General features: G+C 53.0%; 15 protein-coding genes. 8 read left to right on the top strand and 7 right to left on the bottom strand.

Translation table 11 applies throughout. From position 1 onward, the window contains the following. Positions 1-2 precede the first annotated feature (2 nt). The 4 genes from ABDW72_RS17625 to ABDW72_RS17610 all read left to right on the top strand — a co-directional run bounded on the left by ABDW72_RS17625 (position 3) and on the right by ABDW72_RS17610 (position 3,326). Positions 3-305, top strand: a complete 303-nt coding sequence (locus ABDW72_RS17625) for a hypothetical protein (protein ID WP_347159922.1) — start codon at positions 3-5, stop codon at positions 303-305. A gap of 76 nt (positions 306-381) precedes the next feature. Beyond that, positions 382-705, top strand: a complete 324-nt coding sequence (locus ABDW72_RS17620) for a DciA family protein (RefSeq protein ID WP_347159921.1) — start codon at positions 382-384, stop codon at positions 703-705. 60 nt (positions 706-765) lie between these two features. Next, a complete protein-coding gene (locus tag ABDW72_RS17615) occupies positions 766-1,326 on the top strand; it encodes an acyl-CoA thioesterase (protein WP_347159920.1) in 561 nt (186 codons plus the stop codon). Positions 1,327-1,943: 617 nt separating this feature from the next. Next, positions 1,944-3,326, top strand: a complete 1,383-nt coding sequence (locus ABDW72_RS17610; protein WP_347159919.1) for a M28 family metallopeptidase — start codon at positions 1,944-1,946, stop codon at positions 3,324-3,326. A 185-nt stretch (positions 3,327-3,511) separates the two neighbouring features. Here the strand turns inward: ABDW72_RS17610 and ABDW72_RS17605 are convergent, their stop codons facing one another. The 4 genes from ABDW72_RS17605 to ABDW72_RS17590 all read right to left on the bottom strand — a co-directional run bounded on the left by ABDW72_RS17605 (position 3,512) and on the right by ABDW72_RS17590 (position 6,954). Next, entirely contained in the window at positions 3,512-3,778 is a 267-nt protein-coding gene (locus ABDW72_RS17605) for a hypothetical protein (protein ID WP_347159918.1), read from the bottom strand. Positions 3,779-3,917: 139 nt separating this feature from the next. After that, positions 3,918-4,640, bottom strand: a complete 723-nt coding sequence (locus ABDW72_RS17600) for a head GIN domain-containing protein (RefSeq protein ID WP_347159917.1) — start codon at positions 4,638-4,640, stop codon at positions 3,918-3,920. A 387-nt stretch (positions 4,641-5,027) separates the two neighbouring features. Continuing rightward, on the bottom strand, positions 5,028-5,207 hold the full coding sequence (locus ABDW72_RS17595) for a hypothetical protein (RefSeq protein WP_347159916.1): 180 nt from the start codon (positions 5,205-5,207) through the stop codon (positions 5,028-5,030). Between the two features lie 442 nt (positions 5,208-5,649). Continuing rightward, complete coding sequence (locus ABDW72_RS17590) at positions 5,650-6,954, bottom strand: rhomboid family intramembrane serine protease (RefSeq protein ID WP_347159915.1); 1,305 nt, start codon at positions 6,952-6,954, stop codon at positions 5,650-5,652. A gap of 114 nt (positions 6,955-7,068) precedes the next feature. Between ABDW72_RS17590 and ABDW72_RS17585 the strand changes: the two genes are divergently transcribed. The 3 genes from ABDW72_RS17585 to ABDW72_RS17575 all read left to right on the top strand — a co-directional run bounded on the left by ABDW72_RS17585 (position 7,069) and on the right by ABDW72_RS17575 (position 12,101). After that, a complete protein-coding gene (locus ABDW72_RS17585) occupies positions 7,069-7,875 on the top strand; it encodes an N-formylglutamate amidohydrolase (protein ID WP_347159914.1) in 807 nt (268 codons plus the stop codon). Positions 7,876-8,957: 1,082 nt separating this feature from the next. After that, positions 8,958-11,288: a TonB-dependent receptor gene (locus ABDW72_RS17580; RefSeq protein ID WP_347159913.1), complete on the top strand. Its 2,331-nt coding sequence runs from the start codon at positions 8,958-8,960 to the stop codon at positions 11,286-11,288. 18 nt (positions 11,289-11,306) lie between these two features. Continuing rightward, positions 11,307-12,101 carry a DUF4249 domain-containing protein gene (locus tag ABDW72_RS17575; protein ID WP_347159912.1) on the top strand — a complete coding sequence of 265 codons (795 nt, stop codon included), beginning with the start codon at positions 11,307-11,309 and terminating at the stop codon, positions 12,099-12,101. Positions 12,102-12,420: 319 nt separating this feature from the next. Here ABDW72_RS17575 and ABDW72_RS17570 read toward each other — a convergent pair whose 3' ends face one another. The 3 genes from ABDW72_RS17570 to ABDW72_RS17560 are packed head-to-tail and all read right to left on the bottom strand — an operon-like array spanning position 12,421 to position 14,265. After that, entirely contained in the window at positions 12,421-12,885 is a 465-nt protein-coding gene (locus tag ABDW72_RS17570; RefSeq protein ID WP_347159911.1) for a hypothetical protein, read from the bottom strand. Positions 12,886-12,908: 23 nt separating this feature from the next. After that, positions 12,909-13,427, bottom strand: a complete 519-nt coding sequence (locus ABDW72_RS17565) for a hypothetical protein (RefSeq protein WP_347159910.1) — start codon at positions 13,425-13,427, stop codon at positions 12,909-12,911. A 7-nt stretch (positions 13,428-13,434) separates the two neighbouring features. Beyond that, complete coding sequence (locus tag ABDW72_RS17560) at positions 13,435-14,265, bottom strand: TonB family protein (protein ID WP_347159909.1); 831 nt, start codon at positions 14,263-14,265, stop codon at positions 13,435-13,437. Between the two features lie 160 nt (positions 14,266-14,425). On the opposite strand from ABDW72_RS17560, the gene ABDW72_RS17555 reads away from it, so the two are divergent. After that, positions 14,426-16,282 carry an ABC transporter ATP-binding protein gene (locus ABDW72_RS17555; RefSeq protein ID WP_347159908.1) on the top strand — a complete coding sequence of 619 codons (1,857 nt, stop codon included), beginning with the start codon at positions 14,426-14,428 and terminating at the stop codon, positions 16,280-16,282. The last annotated feature ends 160 nt before the right edge of the window (positions 16,283-16,442 follow it).

Below are 16,442 nucleotides of genomic sequence, written 5' to 3'. Positions count from 1 at the left end.
AAATGATAGTTACAGCAGTCGGCTTAAAGACAAGTTCTTGGATAAAAGTGATTAAACTACTCACAAAGAGTGGATGGAAAAAAGTCTATAAATATGACGAAATAGATGCAGGTATTGATTTTGACCTAATTTTACTTAGAAAAGATAATGAAGATATTATTTTGGGATGGGATAATTGGTTTGAAGGTGAAATCAAGTGCGAGGAAGCCAGACTAAGGTACATAGAGAAGCATTTAGGTCTATCTTTCAAATTAGGAGAACCTGAAAATCTCAAGCCAGAGATAATTGAATTATATATCAAATAAGTTACCCTGATTTTTGTTTAGTTCTTGAGTATAAAGTTATATCACATTCATCACCCACTCATTCAAAATTATCCCCGTGCGCTACTACAAGAAGAAAGAGGAGATTGACCGCCGCAAGGCCGACATACAGCCGATTGGCGAGAGTTTGAAGGCGCTGATGAAGGCCTACCGGCTGCAGGGCAAGCTGAGCGAGGTGAACATCGTGCAGAGCTGGGAGCGCATCATGGGCAAGCCCATCGCCCTGAAAACGCAGGAGCTGTACTTTAAGGACCACAAGCTGTTCGTGCGCCTCACCTCGGCACCCCTCAAGCACGAACTCAACATGTCGAAGAGCAAGGTGCTGGAGCTGCTCAACCGCGAGGCCGGCGAGGAGGTGGTGAAGGACGTGGTCTTCCTGTAGCCGTAACTGCCGCCGCCGGAACCAAGTATAGGTTTATACTTATACATTATACCCTTGCCCATGACTACACCCGCCTTCCGCCCTGTCTCCTACTCCCGCACCACCCTTACCGAACTGATGATCCCGAGCTACGCCAACTTCGGCGGCAAAATTCACGGCGGCATCCTGCTCTCGCTCATGGACAAAGTGGCTTACGCCTGCGCCGCCAAGCACGCCGGGAACTACTGCGTGACGGTGTCTATAGAGGGTGTTAACTTTCTGCAGCCAGTGGAGGTGGGCGAACTGGTGTCGCTGAAGGCCTCCGTGAACTATGTAGGCAACACCTCGCTGATGGTGGGCATCCGAGTGATTGCTGAGAACGTGAAAACCGGCGTGGTAAAGCATACCAACACCTCCTACTTTACCATGGTGGCCAAAGGCGAGGACGACAAGCCCGTGCAGGTGCCGGGCCTGGTGCTGGAAACCCGCGAAGACGGCCGCCGCTTTCTGGAAGCCATTAAGCGCCGCGAACTCTCCGGCCGCTATCAAACCGAACTGGCCAACAGCAAAACCATTCTGCAGGTAGACGAAGAGCTGCATCTGCTGCAGCAAGAGCGCTGCCAGGTTGCTTTCAAGGATTAGAGTTTGTAGTTGATCTTTGTACCGGGTACAACCACCCCTGCCCCTCCTTGGCTAAGGAGGGGAATTCTGTAGCTGCTTTGGCCGGGGTGTAAGTTTTGTAGTTAGGGCTGTTGCGCGGACAGGTCGCGACCTGTCCCTACAAGGATGAACATCCCCTAGCCCCTCCTGAGAGGGGAATCATACTTGCTCCGTAGTAAAAGCTCCAGCTATCGAACAGATCCTAGTCTTTCCGTTGAGCGCCTTGTAGGTTTCCGGTGGCGAGCGCCAGCGAGGCAGCCCGAGGCACGAGGGCAGGAAAGATACACAGCGCGATACGGGAAGACTAGCCCTCGCGGGCTGGAGCGCACCAAAGTATGAGATGAAACAAGGCAAGTATAAAACTGCGCATCAAACGGCAGCTAGCAAGTATAGCACTATACTTCAAACAGCAGTAAACAAGTATAGCAGGAAGACAACCTAAGCCGTAGCAGTTAAGTTGTATCACGAAAGCAACACTTCCTGCACCAAGTATAAATGCAAAAACAGCAAACCTTCATGCCTGCTTACCATCTTCCCAAAACAATGATTTCTGAAAACTGCTGCTTATCTTTAAGCATCTTACCCATACCTTAACAAACATGCACTACAAAACTAACCTGTCTAAACTGCTGGCGCTTCCCCTGCTGGCAGGTTTATACTTTACTGCCACAACCCAGACCTTTGCACAAGAGCCAGTGAAAATGGATGATGAGATCAGGAAAATGGTGAACGAGATTTCGGCACAGAACTTGAAAAACGATGTGCAAAAAATGGTCAGCTTCGGCACCCGCCATTCGCTGAGCACCACCACCAGCAAAAAAGAAGGCATCGGGGCTGCCCGTGAGTGGGTAAAATCAGAATTTGAGAAGTATGCCCAGTCTTCTGGCGGCCGTATGAGTGTGGAGATGGACCGCTACCCTGTAAAAGCGGACGGCCAGCGCATTCCGCAGGACGTGGAAATGGCCAATGTGATGGCTACGCTGAAGGGCACAGACCCGAATGATGACCGTGTGTTTATCGTGAGCGGCCACCTCGACTCCCGCGTAACAGATGTGATGGATGCCAAAAGCAAAGCTCCGGGGGCCAACGACGATGCTTCCGGTGTGGCACTGGTGATGGAGATGGCCCGTGTGATGGCTTCCCATAAGTTTCCGGCTACCCTCATTTTTGTAGCAGTGCAAGGCGAAGAGCAAGGGCTGTATGGCTCCACGCATCTGGCCGAGCGTGCCAAGAAAGAAAACTGGAATGTGGTGGCCATGCTTAACAACGACATTGTAGGTAACTCCTACTCCTCCGAAATGGGCCTCCACGACAACACCCATGTGCGCGTGTTCAGCGAAGGTACACCTAGTAACGAAACAGAGCAGCAGGCCCGTATGCGCCGCACCTTAGGCTCAGAGAACGATAGCCCCAGCCGCAACCTGGCCCGCTACATGGAGGTAGCCGGCGAAAAGTATGTCGACCAGATTGATGTGGTGCTCGAACACCGCGCCGACCGCTTTCTGCGGGGTGGCGACCACACGCCTTTTAACAAGTTGGGTTACACAGCGGTGCGCATGAGCGAGATGAACGAAGATTTCGATCACCAGCATCAGGACCTGCGCACCGAGAACGGCACCCAATACGGCGACCTGATCGAGTTTATGGACTTTGACTACCTGCGCAAAAATGCAGGCGTAAACCTGGCTACCATGGCCAGCCTGGCACTGGCTCCTGCCGCTCCTCAAAATGTGGGCGTCATCACCTCTGACCTCACCAACAAAACAGACCTGAAGTGGGAAGTACCTGCAAAAGGAGCAAAACCAGCCGGTTATAACGTGCTGATGCGCGCCACCAGCAGCCCCACCTGGGAGAAGAAATTCTACGTAACTGACACCAAAGCCACACTGCCTTACTCCAAAGACAATTACTTTTTTGCCGTACAATCGGTAGATGCAGAAGGCCATGCCAGCCTGCCGGTATTACCAGTGCCGGTACGTTAGATTACGCTAACTGAGTGATGAATAATCTACTTTTCTTCTGCCTTTTAGCAGGTAAGCAACAGTAGCAATCAGAACTACCCTTTTATAAAACAGAAAGCCGGTGCTGCAATAGCACCGGCTTTCTGTTTTATACTACAGGCAAAGAGATATAGCATCTGCTCCACCTGCCGTAAACCTCTCCTTTGTTAATCTCTGTTTATGAGTTTATTGAATACACCGTCCGGCTCGTGGAGCAGCGCCAGTTTCTTTTCATCAAATGTTTGGAAGAACTCATCCCAGCTGATCTCCTCAAAATTATCGTTATCCGGGCTCTTCTTAGGGAAGTGGATGCGCAGCAGGCCTTCGCCTTTGCCATCGTCTTCAGTGCCTTTGATAATGGCCGGTACACCGCCCTGTTCTTCCGCCCATTTTTGTATTTCCTTATGATTGGTTGTTTTCTTCGCTTCACTCATAGTTTTAAAATTTACAGTTCTGATTCTATTGCTTTACCTATACGCGCTGCTTTGGCGAAAGGATAGGCCTTGGGTCAAGGCACAAAAAAAGAGCAACCTATAGCGATTGCTCTTTTCTAAGATAATCAAGTAGTATCTTTTAAATTTTAGAGACCCTGGCAGCTGCCGATACGTCGCTGCTCACCGTCGGGCTTCCTTTGTAGTATACTACAGAGGCGCCTGAAGCATTTATATCTAATGCTTCTTTGGCATATACTTTCACTTTGCTGGCGCCACTAGCCCCTACTTTTACACGTTTAGCTACCAGGTCAGCAGCTTCTACCTTCGAGGCACCGGACATTTCCATGTGCATCACATCGGCAGTACCTGTCAGTTCTACCTTGCTGGCGCCACTCATATCAGCAGTTAATTGCTGCGTATTCAGCGCCAGGATTACTACAGAGCCTCCGCTCATGTCCAAGTCAAACTTATCAGCCTTAAAAGTAGACTTGCCAGTTACTTTTACTCCTCCGCTGATAGCTATTTTTCGCAGCTCTTTCACGGTTACATATGCCCTCATGCCTTTGTTGGTAGACAGGCTTTTGTCGTTGTAGATGTGCAGCACACCGTTCTTTACTTCTGTTTTAATGTTAGGAAGCAGGTTTCCTTCTGCCTCTAGCCGCACGCCTTCGTCGCTGCCCTGCGTCACCTCCACGGCAAAGCCGCCGCTCACTTCTATGCCTGTAAACCCGGATACATTTCTATCCTCTGTTTTCATTTCTCCGTTGCCGCGCAACTGCTGCGCCATTGCCGGCACATGGGCCAGCAGCAGCGCCAGGATAAAAACTGCAACGTTGGTGACGTAAAATTTGATGATCTTCATAGTTTTAGTTTTTAGTTGATGTATTCCCATTTAGCAGCGCTTCCTGACTTACGCCAGAAGCAACTTCGATCAATAGATGCGGAAATTTGCAGAAGGTTGCCTGCAGTAGGAAAAAAATCAACACAGCACCTATACTAAAAACATCGCTAGTATAAAAGAACAAAGAAGATATGAAGTAGCTCGTTATTTAGCAGATGATGGAGTAAGATCATACCGGGACTGATTTTGCAGAAAGAGGTTGTGCCAAGCCAGAATACTATACTTGTAGCAAGTGCTGCAAAAAGCAGGAATGAAGGAGATCAGGCTTTGAAAAGCCGCAGCAGAGAGTTGCTATAAGTATCAGCGATACTTGTAGCTTTTAGTTGAGAGTAAATGGAGGATGCAGTTTTACAGCTTCTGCTCTTGGCTTGCCGGTGCCAGCAAGGCCAACGAAATACCTGCCGCATGGAGTAGCACCACAATGAGCATGTTGTTAAATTGCCACGTGCCTGTCCTGAAATACTGCATTAATAACGCCAGCAGTAACACAGTTGTTGCCAGCATAATAGATTTGTAGCGTTTTGCCATTCCGTTACTTTAGAAAATCTCACTATAATAAAATAGCTATACTTAATTTTAAAAAGTTTGGTTACAAGGGCACTAAGGGTGTAAGCAGTAGCAGCGAATTAGAGCACGAATAGCTCAATATAACTATTATTCATCATATTGTATTTTAGTAGACCGGAAAATTTATTTCTACTGTATTCGCTATTCGGGCGTAAGGACCGGCATTAGGCTCAATGACTGGTTAGGGCAGAAGCGTTGGTGCAACCCTCTTTTGGGTAGGCGGTGATCTGCACCACGACACGCTTCCCTGCTCCTCCATGGATGGATGTACGCAGCATCTGATTTACAGCACTTCTGTCTGTTTTACCTCAGCCGGTGTTTTATACCGCTGCTGCTGAAGACTGAATCTTTAACTCCACTACATACCAAGGCCTTCTGTGTTGCTACCAGCCTCAAATGGTACCTACTTCTCTTGCGGCTCTCCTTTCTGTAAGTTGCTAACATACTGATTGATGGTCCTGAGCAGCTGCTCTTGCCGCGGGTTCTGCCAGGGCCGGTGCTGCTGCAGGTTGTCACGCAGCAATTCGAAAGATTGTTTGCGCAGCAGTAGGTATTGAAGCATTACTGTTATTCTATCTTTATCGGCACCGGTAGCATCATCTATGCCTTGCAGCAAAATAATGCTTTCATTTAACTGAGAAACACCTTGCTCCAGCAGGGGCACAAAATCAGCTGCCTTGGCTTTCTCGCCTTCCTCAACAAGAGCCTGCAGCACATGCATGGCCTGCGCCTCCTTGTTGCCCACTTGGTCCAGCGTGTAGGCCAGCCGGGCCTGCCCTGTAAACGGCACCGACTGATAAAATACCAGCAGGAGCAACAGCCCCACTCCCGCCATCACGGCATTGCCCTTAGCACTATACTGCTGGGTGATCTGCCGGTTAGAGCGCAGCAGCAACACCGTACCAAACAGTAATCCACAAACCAGGCCACCGGAGTGGGCCGCATTGTCGATGCCGCTTTTCATGCCGAAGGCCAGGTTCAGCACCAGCACAAAACCAAGGTTTAAGAGCATGCCTTTCTTCTGCTGCCAGTGCAGCTTTTGCTCCAGCAGCATAATCACCAGCAACATGCCGAACATACCAAAGATAGCCCCCGAGGCGCCTACGCCCGCCCGCATACTATCCCACCACAAGCTGGTAATGCTGCCCGCCAACCCGCACAGCAGGTAAGCGATCAGGAAGGGCCACTTGCCCACTAGTGGCTCCAACACCCGCCCCACGCTTACCAGTGCCAGCATGTTAAAGGCAAGGTGGATGATGCCGGCATGAAGGAACACGCAGGTCAGCAGCCGCCACCACTCCCCCGACAAGGTATAAGGGCCAAAGTTGCCGCCGATGGCGATCAGCGAGGCCGCATCCGGGTCCATAAAGTTGATGCCCAGCAGGAGCATCAGGCCAAATGCCAGCAGGTTGAGGTCCAGCAGGATGGGCGTGATGAAGTAGCCGGGCTGCGGCACGAACAGCTTTCCAAAGTCCTGCAGCTTCTCGGCTGTTGTTCCGGGCTGCTGGGCCAGCTCCCGTTGGGCCTGCTGCAGGCGTTCAGCTTCCTGGCGCATCTCCATTAGTTCCGGCCCCGCCACTCCCCGGCGCTCCAGTTCATCTACTACCGCCAGCACCACTTCCGGCTCATACTGCTCCCGCTCCTGCAAAAGCTGCAGCAGTTCCTCACTTGTGCGCTCGGCCACGACAGCCGCATATTTATTTTCCATCGTCCTGCTCTATACTTTGTAAAAGTACCCAAGCCCGCCTCAACCTCAAAACCCATTTTATGCTAAAACCTTCGGCTGCTACAAAGGGTAGAACTATGGCCTGACCATAGCGCTATGCCACAAATAAAAGTAGATACCCGGTACTACACCATCACCCGCGGCGAGAGCCCACTGGTGGCTGCCTGCCTTCACAACGGGCATAAGGTGCGCCACAGCTTAAAAGATCTTTTTAGCCTGACGCCCGAGGAGCGCCTGCGCGAGGAGGCACCTTTTACGGCCGACTGGGCCACCGTGACGGACAGCCGGATCATTGGCCACAACTCCCGTTTTGAAATGGACCTGGACCGCCCGCCGGAGGAAGCGGTATACAAAAGCGGTGAGGCGGTGAACGGCCTGCAGGTGTGGAAGAACGGTTTACCTGAAGCGCAGGAGAAGGAGTCGCTGGTGCGCTATACCAGCTTTTACCACGATGTGCGGCAGATGCTGCTAAAGCTAAAGCAGCTGCACGGCTGCTTTGTGATTTACGACCTGCACACTTACAACCACAAGCTGCAAGGCCCCACGGGCCCTGTGGCCGACCCGGAAGAGAACCCGGAGGTAAACATTACCACCGGCAACATGAACCATGAGCGGTGGGCACCGGTGGTAGAAGCTTTTCAACACAGCCTGCATGCCTACAACTACCAAGGCCGCCACCTGGATGTGCGTCAGAACGTGCAGGACACGGGAGGCCATTTCATGCACTGGGTGCACGAGACGTTTGGCGATAGCGCCTGCGTGATCAGCATCTCCGTGAAAAAGTTTTTTATGGATGAATGGACGGGCGAGCCGCTCAATGACCAAGTGCAGGAGTTGCAGAAAGCCATTGCGCACACGGTACCACCCGTGCTGGAGGCCCTGGCACACGTCCGCTCGCCCTGAGCAAGCAGCCACTAGCCAACGATCTGATTTACACCGAAAGCGAAATTTGCCTGCTTGTAGCACGCCTTCAATGAAAGGAATGCCAGACGCATGCAAAATATTTTAATTTATAAATATTTGATAACCAGGAAATTAATTATCAATAGAGGGGAAATAGAAATAATGCAAAAATATTTTGCTGGTTTTCTTTTCTAAATCAAAACCAATCGCATACTTTTGCACCCGAATTAAGGAGAGCCGTATTTTGGGAAGGCTAATATAAAAACTAGTTTTAAGGTATCCAAATGGCTTCGCGACTTTTTGAAAAAAATTTCGTGGCTTCCTGATTCCGAAGCCGGCCAGGAGCTGGCAAGTAAAAAGAGAAATCGACAGGTAAAGATAAGGTTAGTTAAAGTTTAGATTAGTTTAGTTTGTTTTAAGGTGAGAGAAAGCCCCAGCCATTTTGGTGGGGCTTTTCTCATTTAGTGAGAGGAAGACCTTCCGATGCAGCAGCTATCAACGTGTGATCAAGCCGGGCAGTCTTTGCTGGTAAAAAGCTTGAATTTTTACCTAGGCGGCAGAAAAGCAAAGCTTTATCCAGTGTTTTTCGCGGTTCATCTCCAGAATGTCCGTCTTCATCCAAAAGAAGCGCAGGAGTAGAGAAAGAGGCTTTTCCTGCTAAGGTCTTCCTTCTACTTTTGCAGCCGAAAGCAGGATAGAGACAATGCTGCCGCACTAGGCAATCTTCCTCTTGCCATACCATGCACTTACGACCAACCCAACCTATAAAACTATGAGATTATTCTTTCACACCCACTTAGCGTTGTTGCTGCTACACCAGCACTGTTGTCCCACCCCTGGATTGCGGCACTACCCGTTGCCTTGAGTTTCACTCCTCTCTTGCTCTTGTATGCTTTGGCTTTTGCCGAAAGCTGCCTGTGCTATGGCACCAACATGCCTCTCGATGGTCGCAGCCGGAGAAGGAAATAGTAAATTATATAAACTCTAGCAGAAATTCTATAAAGCACCACCCTCGCGCCTGCTATACTTTTGCAGCGTTGATCACCAACCGTGCATTTATCCATTAGCTACAAAATAAAACCATGAAAAAGCAATTATTCATCTTGACGCTCCTGTGGCTGCTGGCCTTCCCGGCGCTGGCGCAGGAGAAAGTGACCCTCAGCGGTTACGTGAAAGACCATGCCTCCGGCGAGGGGCTGATCGGCGCCTCGGTGGGCGTGCAGGAACTGCCTGGCGTGGGCGTGGGCACCAACGCGTACGGTTTTTACTCGCTCACGCTGCCCAAGGGCACCTACACGCTGCTGTACAACTACCTTGGCTACGTGACCACCTCCAAGCCCGTGCAGCTGAATGCCAATCAGAAGCTTGACGTGGAGCTGCGCCAGAACGCCACGGCCTTGAAAGAGGTGGAGATCACCACGCGCAAGGAAGACCACAACGTGCGCTCGATGGAGATGAGCACGCTGAAAATGCAGGTGGCGGAGATCAAGAACATGCCGGCGCTGCTGGGCGAGGTGGACGTGGTGAAGGCGGTGCAGCTGATGCCGGGCGTGCAGACGGCGGGCGAGGGTACCTCGGGCTTTTACGTGCGCGGCGGCGGCGTGGACCAGAACCTGATCTTGCTTGACGAGGCCCCGGTGTACAACGCCTCGCACCTGATGGGCTTTTTCTCGGTCTTCAACGCCGATGCCATCAAAGACGTGCAGCTCTACAAAGGCGGCATTCCGGCGCAACACGGCGGCCGCTTGTCCTCGCTGCTGGACATCCGGATGAAAGAGGGCAACAGCAAGAAACTGGCCGTGTCGGGCGGCATCGGCACCGTCTCCAGCCGCCTGACGGTGGAGGCGCCGATCGTGAAGGACAAGAGCTCTTTTATCATTTCCGGCCGCCGCACCTATGCCGACATGTTCTTCAAAGCCAGCTCCGACCCGGAGGTGAAGAACAACCAACTCTACTTCTACGACCTCAACACCAAGCTGAATTATACTTTAAATGAGAAGAACCGGCTGTTCGTGTCGGGTTACTTCGGGCGCGACGTGGCGGGCAACAAGCAGTTTATGATGGACTGGGGCAACGCCACGGCTACCCTGCGCTGGAACCACCTCTTCAACGACCGCCTGTTCTCCAACACCACCCTCATCTTCTCAGACTTCGACTACGCGCTGGGCTCCCGGGTGACGGAGTCGGAGTTTACGTGGAAGTCGCGCATCAAAGACTATAGCCTCAAAAACGATTATACCTATTTCCTGAACCCGAAGAACCAGCTGCGCTTTGGCCTGCAGGGCACCTACCACCATTTTATGCCCGCTGAGGTGGTGCCGGGGCCGGAATCGTACGTAAGCAACATCAAGCTGAATGCCACCAGCGCCTTTGAGGGCGCCCTGTACCTGAGCAATGAGCAGCAGCTCACCGACCGGCTGACCCTGGACTACGGCTTGCGCTTCTCCAGCTTCACCAACATGGGCCCCGGCAAAGTATACCAGTATGGCCCCGACTTCGACATGCCGGTGGACACGGTGACGTACGGCCGCTTCGAGAAGATCAAGACCTACAGCGGGCTGGAGCCGCGCCTCTCGGCCAAGTATGAGCTGAACGGGGCCAGCTCGATCAAAGCCTCCTACAACCGCATGCGCCAGTATTTGCATCTGGTATCGAACTCCACCTCGGCGATGCCTTTTGATATCTGGATCCCGAGCAGCACCTACGTGCAGCCCCAGCTGGCCGACCAGGTGGCCGCCGGCTACTTCCGCAATTTCCACGACAACATGTTTGAGGGCTCGGTGGAAGTATACTACAAGTGGATGGACAACCAGATCGACTACAAGGACTACGCCGAGATCTTCCTGAACGACCGGCTGGAGACAGAGCTGCTCCGCGGCAACGGCGAGGCCTATGGGGCGGAGTTTTACCTGCGCAAGCAGAAGGGCCTGCTCACCGGCTGGGTCAGCTATACTTTGTCGAAGACGGAGCGCACGGTGCCGGGCATCAACAACGGCAAGGCCTACCCGCTGCGCTACGACCGCCGCCACGCCGGCAACGTGGTGCTCACCTACCAGTTTAGCCCCAGCATCAACTTCGGCGCCAACTGGACCTACGCTACCGGCGGCGCAGTGACCATGCCTGTGGGCCGCTACGAGTATAACGGCAAAACCTACCCGCTCTACTCCGAGCGCAACGGCTACCGCCTGCCCGACTACCACCGCCTCGATTTGTCGGCCACGTATGAGAAGCCGAAAAACGAGTTCCGGAAGTATAGCAGCTCCTGGACGTTGAGCATCTACAACGCCTACGCCCGCAAAAACGCCTTCTCGGTATACTTCCGCGAGAGCGAGAACGATGCCACCAAAACCGAGGCGGTGAAAACTTACCTGTTCGGCATCATTCCTTCTGTTACCTATAACTTCAATTTCTAAGCGACAGTCTTTCCAACTATGAAAAAGTATATTTTATTCAGCCTGAGCCTGCTGGCCTTTGCCTTCAGCAGCTGCGAAGAAGTGATTGATTATGAGCTCCGCACCGCCGACACCAGGCTGGTGGTGGAGGGCCTCATCACCAACCAGCCCGGCCCCTACACCGTGCGCCTCTCCCATACCAAAGGCTACCTGGACGAAGGCCGCACGCCCGGCGTGAACGGCGTGCTGGTGGTGGTGTCGGATAACCAGGGCACGGTAGATACGCTAAAGCAGGTGGCGGAAGGTATTTACCAGACCACCAAGCTGCAGGGAAAGCCGGGCAACACCTACTACTTCCGGGCGGTGGTGAACGGGCAGGCGTATACCGCCCAAAGCTACATGCTTACCGTCTCCCTCATCGACTCGCTCACGTTTGTTTACAAGAAAAAGGGCGAAACCAGCGACGAGGGCATCCATCCGATCATTCATTTTGCAGATCCGGCAGGGCGAGGCAACTATTACCGCTGGAATGTCATCATTAACGGTGTGGCGGAGCCGGATGAGTTGGCCGTGCTGAAAGACGACATCTACGACGGCAACTATGGCCACGCCGACATGGAGTTTGCGCTGAAAGAAAACGACAAGCTGCGGGTAGAAATGTACTCCATCGATAAACCCGCCTATGAATTCTGGCTGGCCCTGCTCAACCAGCAGAACGAAGCGGGCAGCCCCTTCGAGACGCCGCCGGCCAACGCGCCCACCAACATCAGCAACGGCGGCATCGGCTTTTTCGGCGCCTCAGCGGTATCGGTGGTAGAAGGTGTGGCGAAGTAGAGGGTTGCTCCGGGATAAGCGCCTTCTTTATCTCCCTGGCGCGAATCTCCAGATTCGTGACGCGGGGTGAAGGTGGAGTCTCTGACTCCACTGAGGCTGGAGGCCTCAAACTGATAGATCAAAGAGAGATCGTTTGCTGGTAGGTTTTATCGTGCAAAGGATGAACCCACCCCTGGCCCTCCGAGGAGGGGAATTGCCCGGAGGGACGAAAAGCCCACTAGCTGGTGCGAGTTTTAGAGAAGAAAAGGCACTGTTTGTGCCGAAAAGATATGTTTGTTTAAGGTGAGACAAGGCCCGGCTAGCTTAGCCGGGTTTTTCTTTATACCTGCCCCATTACCAGCAGCCACCCCGCCACCAACGCTAGCGGGATAAAGGCAAGTATAAGCTTGAGGATAAAGCCCGGGGCGGCTGTGCCGGAGCGCCAGGAGCCGTGGCTAAAGGTATAACGCGCGCTCACGATGCCCGACGAGAGCACCAGCAGCGCCAGTGCCAGGTGAATGAGGCGCAGAACAGTTGTAAAGGCTATATCCACCTCCGGCGACCACACCCGCAGCCCGATCCGCGCCAGCCAGGGCACTACTGCCAGCACGCAAAGCAGGGCCACGATCGAGCCGACCTTGATGCGGAAAAGCGTGACCCAGGAGGCCAGCCCGAACAACGTCATTCCTGCCACCAGCGCCACATCGGAGTATGCATTATGCGGTGCGGCCGCATAGCCTCTGAAGAAAAGGATAACGGTGGCAATGGCCACGCCCGTCAGGAAGTACAGCAGGTAGCGCGTCATAGCCCTCTCATACTGTATTTTGGTTATTTCGGATACTCCATTGGGGGAGGGCCTTTTTCAGTTCTAGGGGTAAAGAGAAGGCTGGCAATCCACCAGCGCCCCTGGTCATACACCAATTGGTAGGTGTTCACGCCCCAGTCCTCTACTTTGCCGTTCGGGCTGCCCATGCGGGTCTCGTAGGTCTGGAAAGCCGTGGCAATGTGGTCATTCTTATTGATGCGAATTGATAACTGTTTTTCGTAAAAACCCAGTTCCTTGTAAGCCGGCCCATTTCGCTCGGCAAATTTCTCTACCGTAGTGATGCGCACAAAGCTGCTGTCGCCTTTATAGAACACGCCGCCCAGCTGCGCGTTGGGCAGAAACAGCGCTTTGAAGGCTTCCATGTCCCGCTCCTGCCCTTTGGGTCCGGAGATAAGGCGCAGCCCCGCCGCGGTGATGGCTTCCGGAGAGGCAACATCAGCAGGAGAAACCTGGGCTTGCTGGGCAAAGGCCCCGGCGCTTATTCCAAGTATAAGCAGCAGGGAGAGGAGGTGTTTTTTCATAAGTTGGTTAGTTAATGGAATACCGTACCGGTAAAACAAAGCGCATAGCCACGGGTTTTCCCTCTTCCTTTCCGGGTTCCCAGGCAGGCATTGCTTGCACGACGCGCACCGCCTCCTGGTCCGTCTCAGGGCTTAATGTCTTGATCACGTCCAAGTCCGTGATCTGCCCGTTCTCCTGCACCATGAACGACAGTACCACCAAGCCGGCTATCTTTGCTTTAATAGCTTTTTTAGGATACTTGATGGTTTGGGAAAGGAACCGGAGCATGTTGGCCTCGCCTCCCGGAAAGATTGGCAACTCTCTCATCGGGAAAAAGTCCTGTGCGGCGCCATCTTCTCCGTATACCTCCCCTGCCAGCATTTTATCGTCCTGGTATACTTCTAGGCGCCGTAGCCGCCCCTGCTCATCATAGCCTTTCAGGGTATCCTGCAACAGGCCACCTTTATACTGCATCACATATTGGAGTTGCCCGTTCTGATGCCAGTTTTGATACATTCCCTCCAGTTTATTATCGCTGTAGTACCCTTTGTCGGCTAACTGGCCGTTGGGATGCCATCGGAAGTTATCGCCGTTACGAATACCTGTTTTATACTTGCCCCCATCAAGGTCGCTGTAGGTGTACAGGCTTACCTTAGAACTGTCTGCGGCCAGGAAGCGCGTCCGCGTGCCGCCACCTTTCTCATTTTCATCCACTATTTCAAAAAAGTAAGCATCGGCTGGTGCCGCTTGTTTATAGCCGCTCTTATTGATGTACTGCACGTCTTGCTTCTGCGCCACGGTTTTAAAACCGCATAACAAAGCAACGCTCCAAAGTATGACTATATGTAGTTGTTTCATTTCCCTGAATTTAATGCTAAATATAGTATAAAAAGCATTTATTACTAGCTCCTTCACTTTGATGCCCGCTTATACTTCATAACTTATACCTTCCGGCTGTTTCAAAACATAATCCGCCGCAAGCGGTATAGCTATTGCCAGCCGCACGTTTAAATATAGTATGAGTAAACAAAATATAAAGGGAGCAAGAGGTAATGCCACGCAGGACAAGGAGAAAAAGAGCCTGCGCGAGCAGATGGGCGCGCTGCGGAACCTGCCCAAATTCTTCCGGCTGATCTGGAGCACGAGCAAGAGCATGACCATTGGCAACCTGCTGCTGCGCCTGGTGAAAGCGGCTATTCCGCTGCTGCTGCTGTATGTGGGCAAGCTGATCATTGACGAGGTGATCCGGCTGATCGCCATAACGGGTGAGCGCGATCTCTCTTACCTGTGGTTGCTAGTGGCCGCGGAGCTGGGCCTGGCTGTGCTCTCTGACCTCATCAACCGCGCCATCACGCTGCTCGACAGCCTGCTGGGCGATTTGTTCTCCAACCGCACTTCCATTGCCCTGATCGAGCACGCCGCTACGCTGGACCTGGCCCAGTTCGAGGATGCCACCTTTTACGACAAGCTGGAGCGGGCGCGGCGGCAGACGGTGACGCGGGTAGTGCTCATGTCGCAGGTGCTGGCGCAGGGGCAGGATATCGTCTCGATCGCTTTTCTGGCGGTGGGCCTGATTGCCTTCAACCCCTGGCTTATCCTGATCCTTTTGATCGCGGTGATCCCGTCCTTTCTGGGCGAGACGCACTTCAACGAGCGCACCTACTCCCTCTCCCGCTCCTGGACGCCCGAGCGCCGCGAGCTGGACTACCTCCGCTACATTGGCGCCTCCGACGAAACGGCCAAGGAAATCAAGACCTTTAACCTTTCCGGCTTTCTATCGGGCCGCTTCAAACTGCTCTCCGACCGCTATTACCTGCTCAACAAAAGCCTGATCGTGCGACGTGCTGTGTGGGGCAGTATTCTTTCCTCGTTGGGCACGCTGGCCTACTATGGCGCCTACGTGTTCATCCTGTTCCAGACGGTAGCGGGTCTGATCACGGTGGGTACGCTCACCTTCCTGGCGGGCTCGTTTAACAGTATGCGGGGCCTGCTGCAAGGCATTATGACGCGCTTCTCGCAGATTGCCGAGAGCGCTTTATACTTGCAGGACCTATTTGACTTCCTGGAGCTAAGGCCGCAGATCACGCCGCCGGAGAAACCATTGCCAGTACCCCGCCCCATCCGGCAGGGCTTTACCTTCGAGAACGTTGGCTTTAAGTACCACAACAGCGAGCGCTGGGCCGTGCGGCACCTCTCGTTTCATTTGCGGGCAGGCGAGAAGCTGGCGCTGGTAGGTGAGAACGGCGCGGGCAAAACCACGCTGGTCAAGCTGCTGGCCCGCCTCTACGAACCTACGGAAGGCCGTATACTTTTAGATGGTGTGGACCTGCGCGACTATGACCTTAACGACCTGCGCCACCAGGTGGGCATCATTTTCCAGGATTACGTGAAGTTCCAGATGAGCGCTTCTGACAACATCGCCATTGGCCAGATCAGCAATATCACCGACAAAGATCGCATCCAGACCTCCGCCCACAAAAGTTTAGCAGACCAAGTGATTCAGCGGCTACCCGACAAGTATGAGCAGGTGTTGGGCAAGCGCTTCAACAATGGTGTAGAGTTGTCAGGGGGCGAGTGGCAGAAGGTGGCGCTGGCGCGGGCCTACATGCGCGAGGCCCAGCTGCTGATCCTCGACGAACCGACCTCCGCCCTGGATGCCCGCGCCGAGAACGAGGTGTTCCTGCGCTTCTCCGAGCTCATCGAAGGCAAAACAGCTGTGCTCATCTCCCACCGCTTCTCCACCGTCCGCATGGCCGACCGCATTCTGTTCCTGGAGCAGGGCCAGCTAAAGGAACTGGGCTCGCACGAGGAGCTGCTCGCGCAGAACGGCAAGTATGCGGAGCTGTTTTTGCTGCAGGCGAAGGGGTATCTGTAGCTCTGTATATCACAGAAGAATGGAACGATGCTGGCAAAACCATAATAAAACAGCTTCAAATTTAAATAAGTCTTTATATCTAAAACCTGCCAAAAATACGGCCGTTTAAAGGTAAACTGTCTCCCACGGATTCCTGCCCTGATTGCGTTGCCAACACCTC

Source organism: Pontibacter chitinilyticus, from assembly GCF_039748935.1.
Classification (GTDB): domain Bacteria; phylum Bacteroidota; class Bacteroidia; order Cytophagales; family Hymenobacteraceae; genus Pontibacter; species Pontibacter chitinilyticus.
The sequence above is the reverse complement of the archived record's forward strand: the minus strand, read 5'-3'. Positions and strand labels throughout refer to the sequence as shown.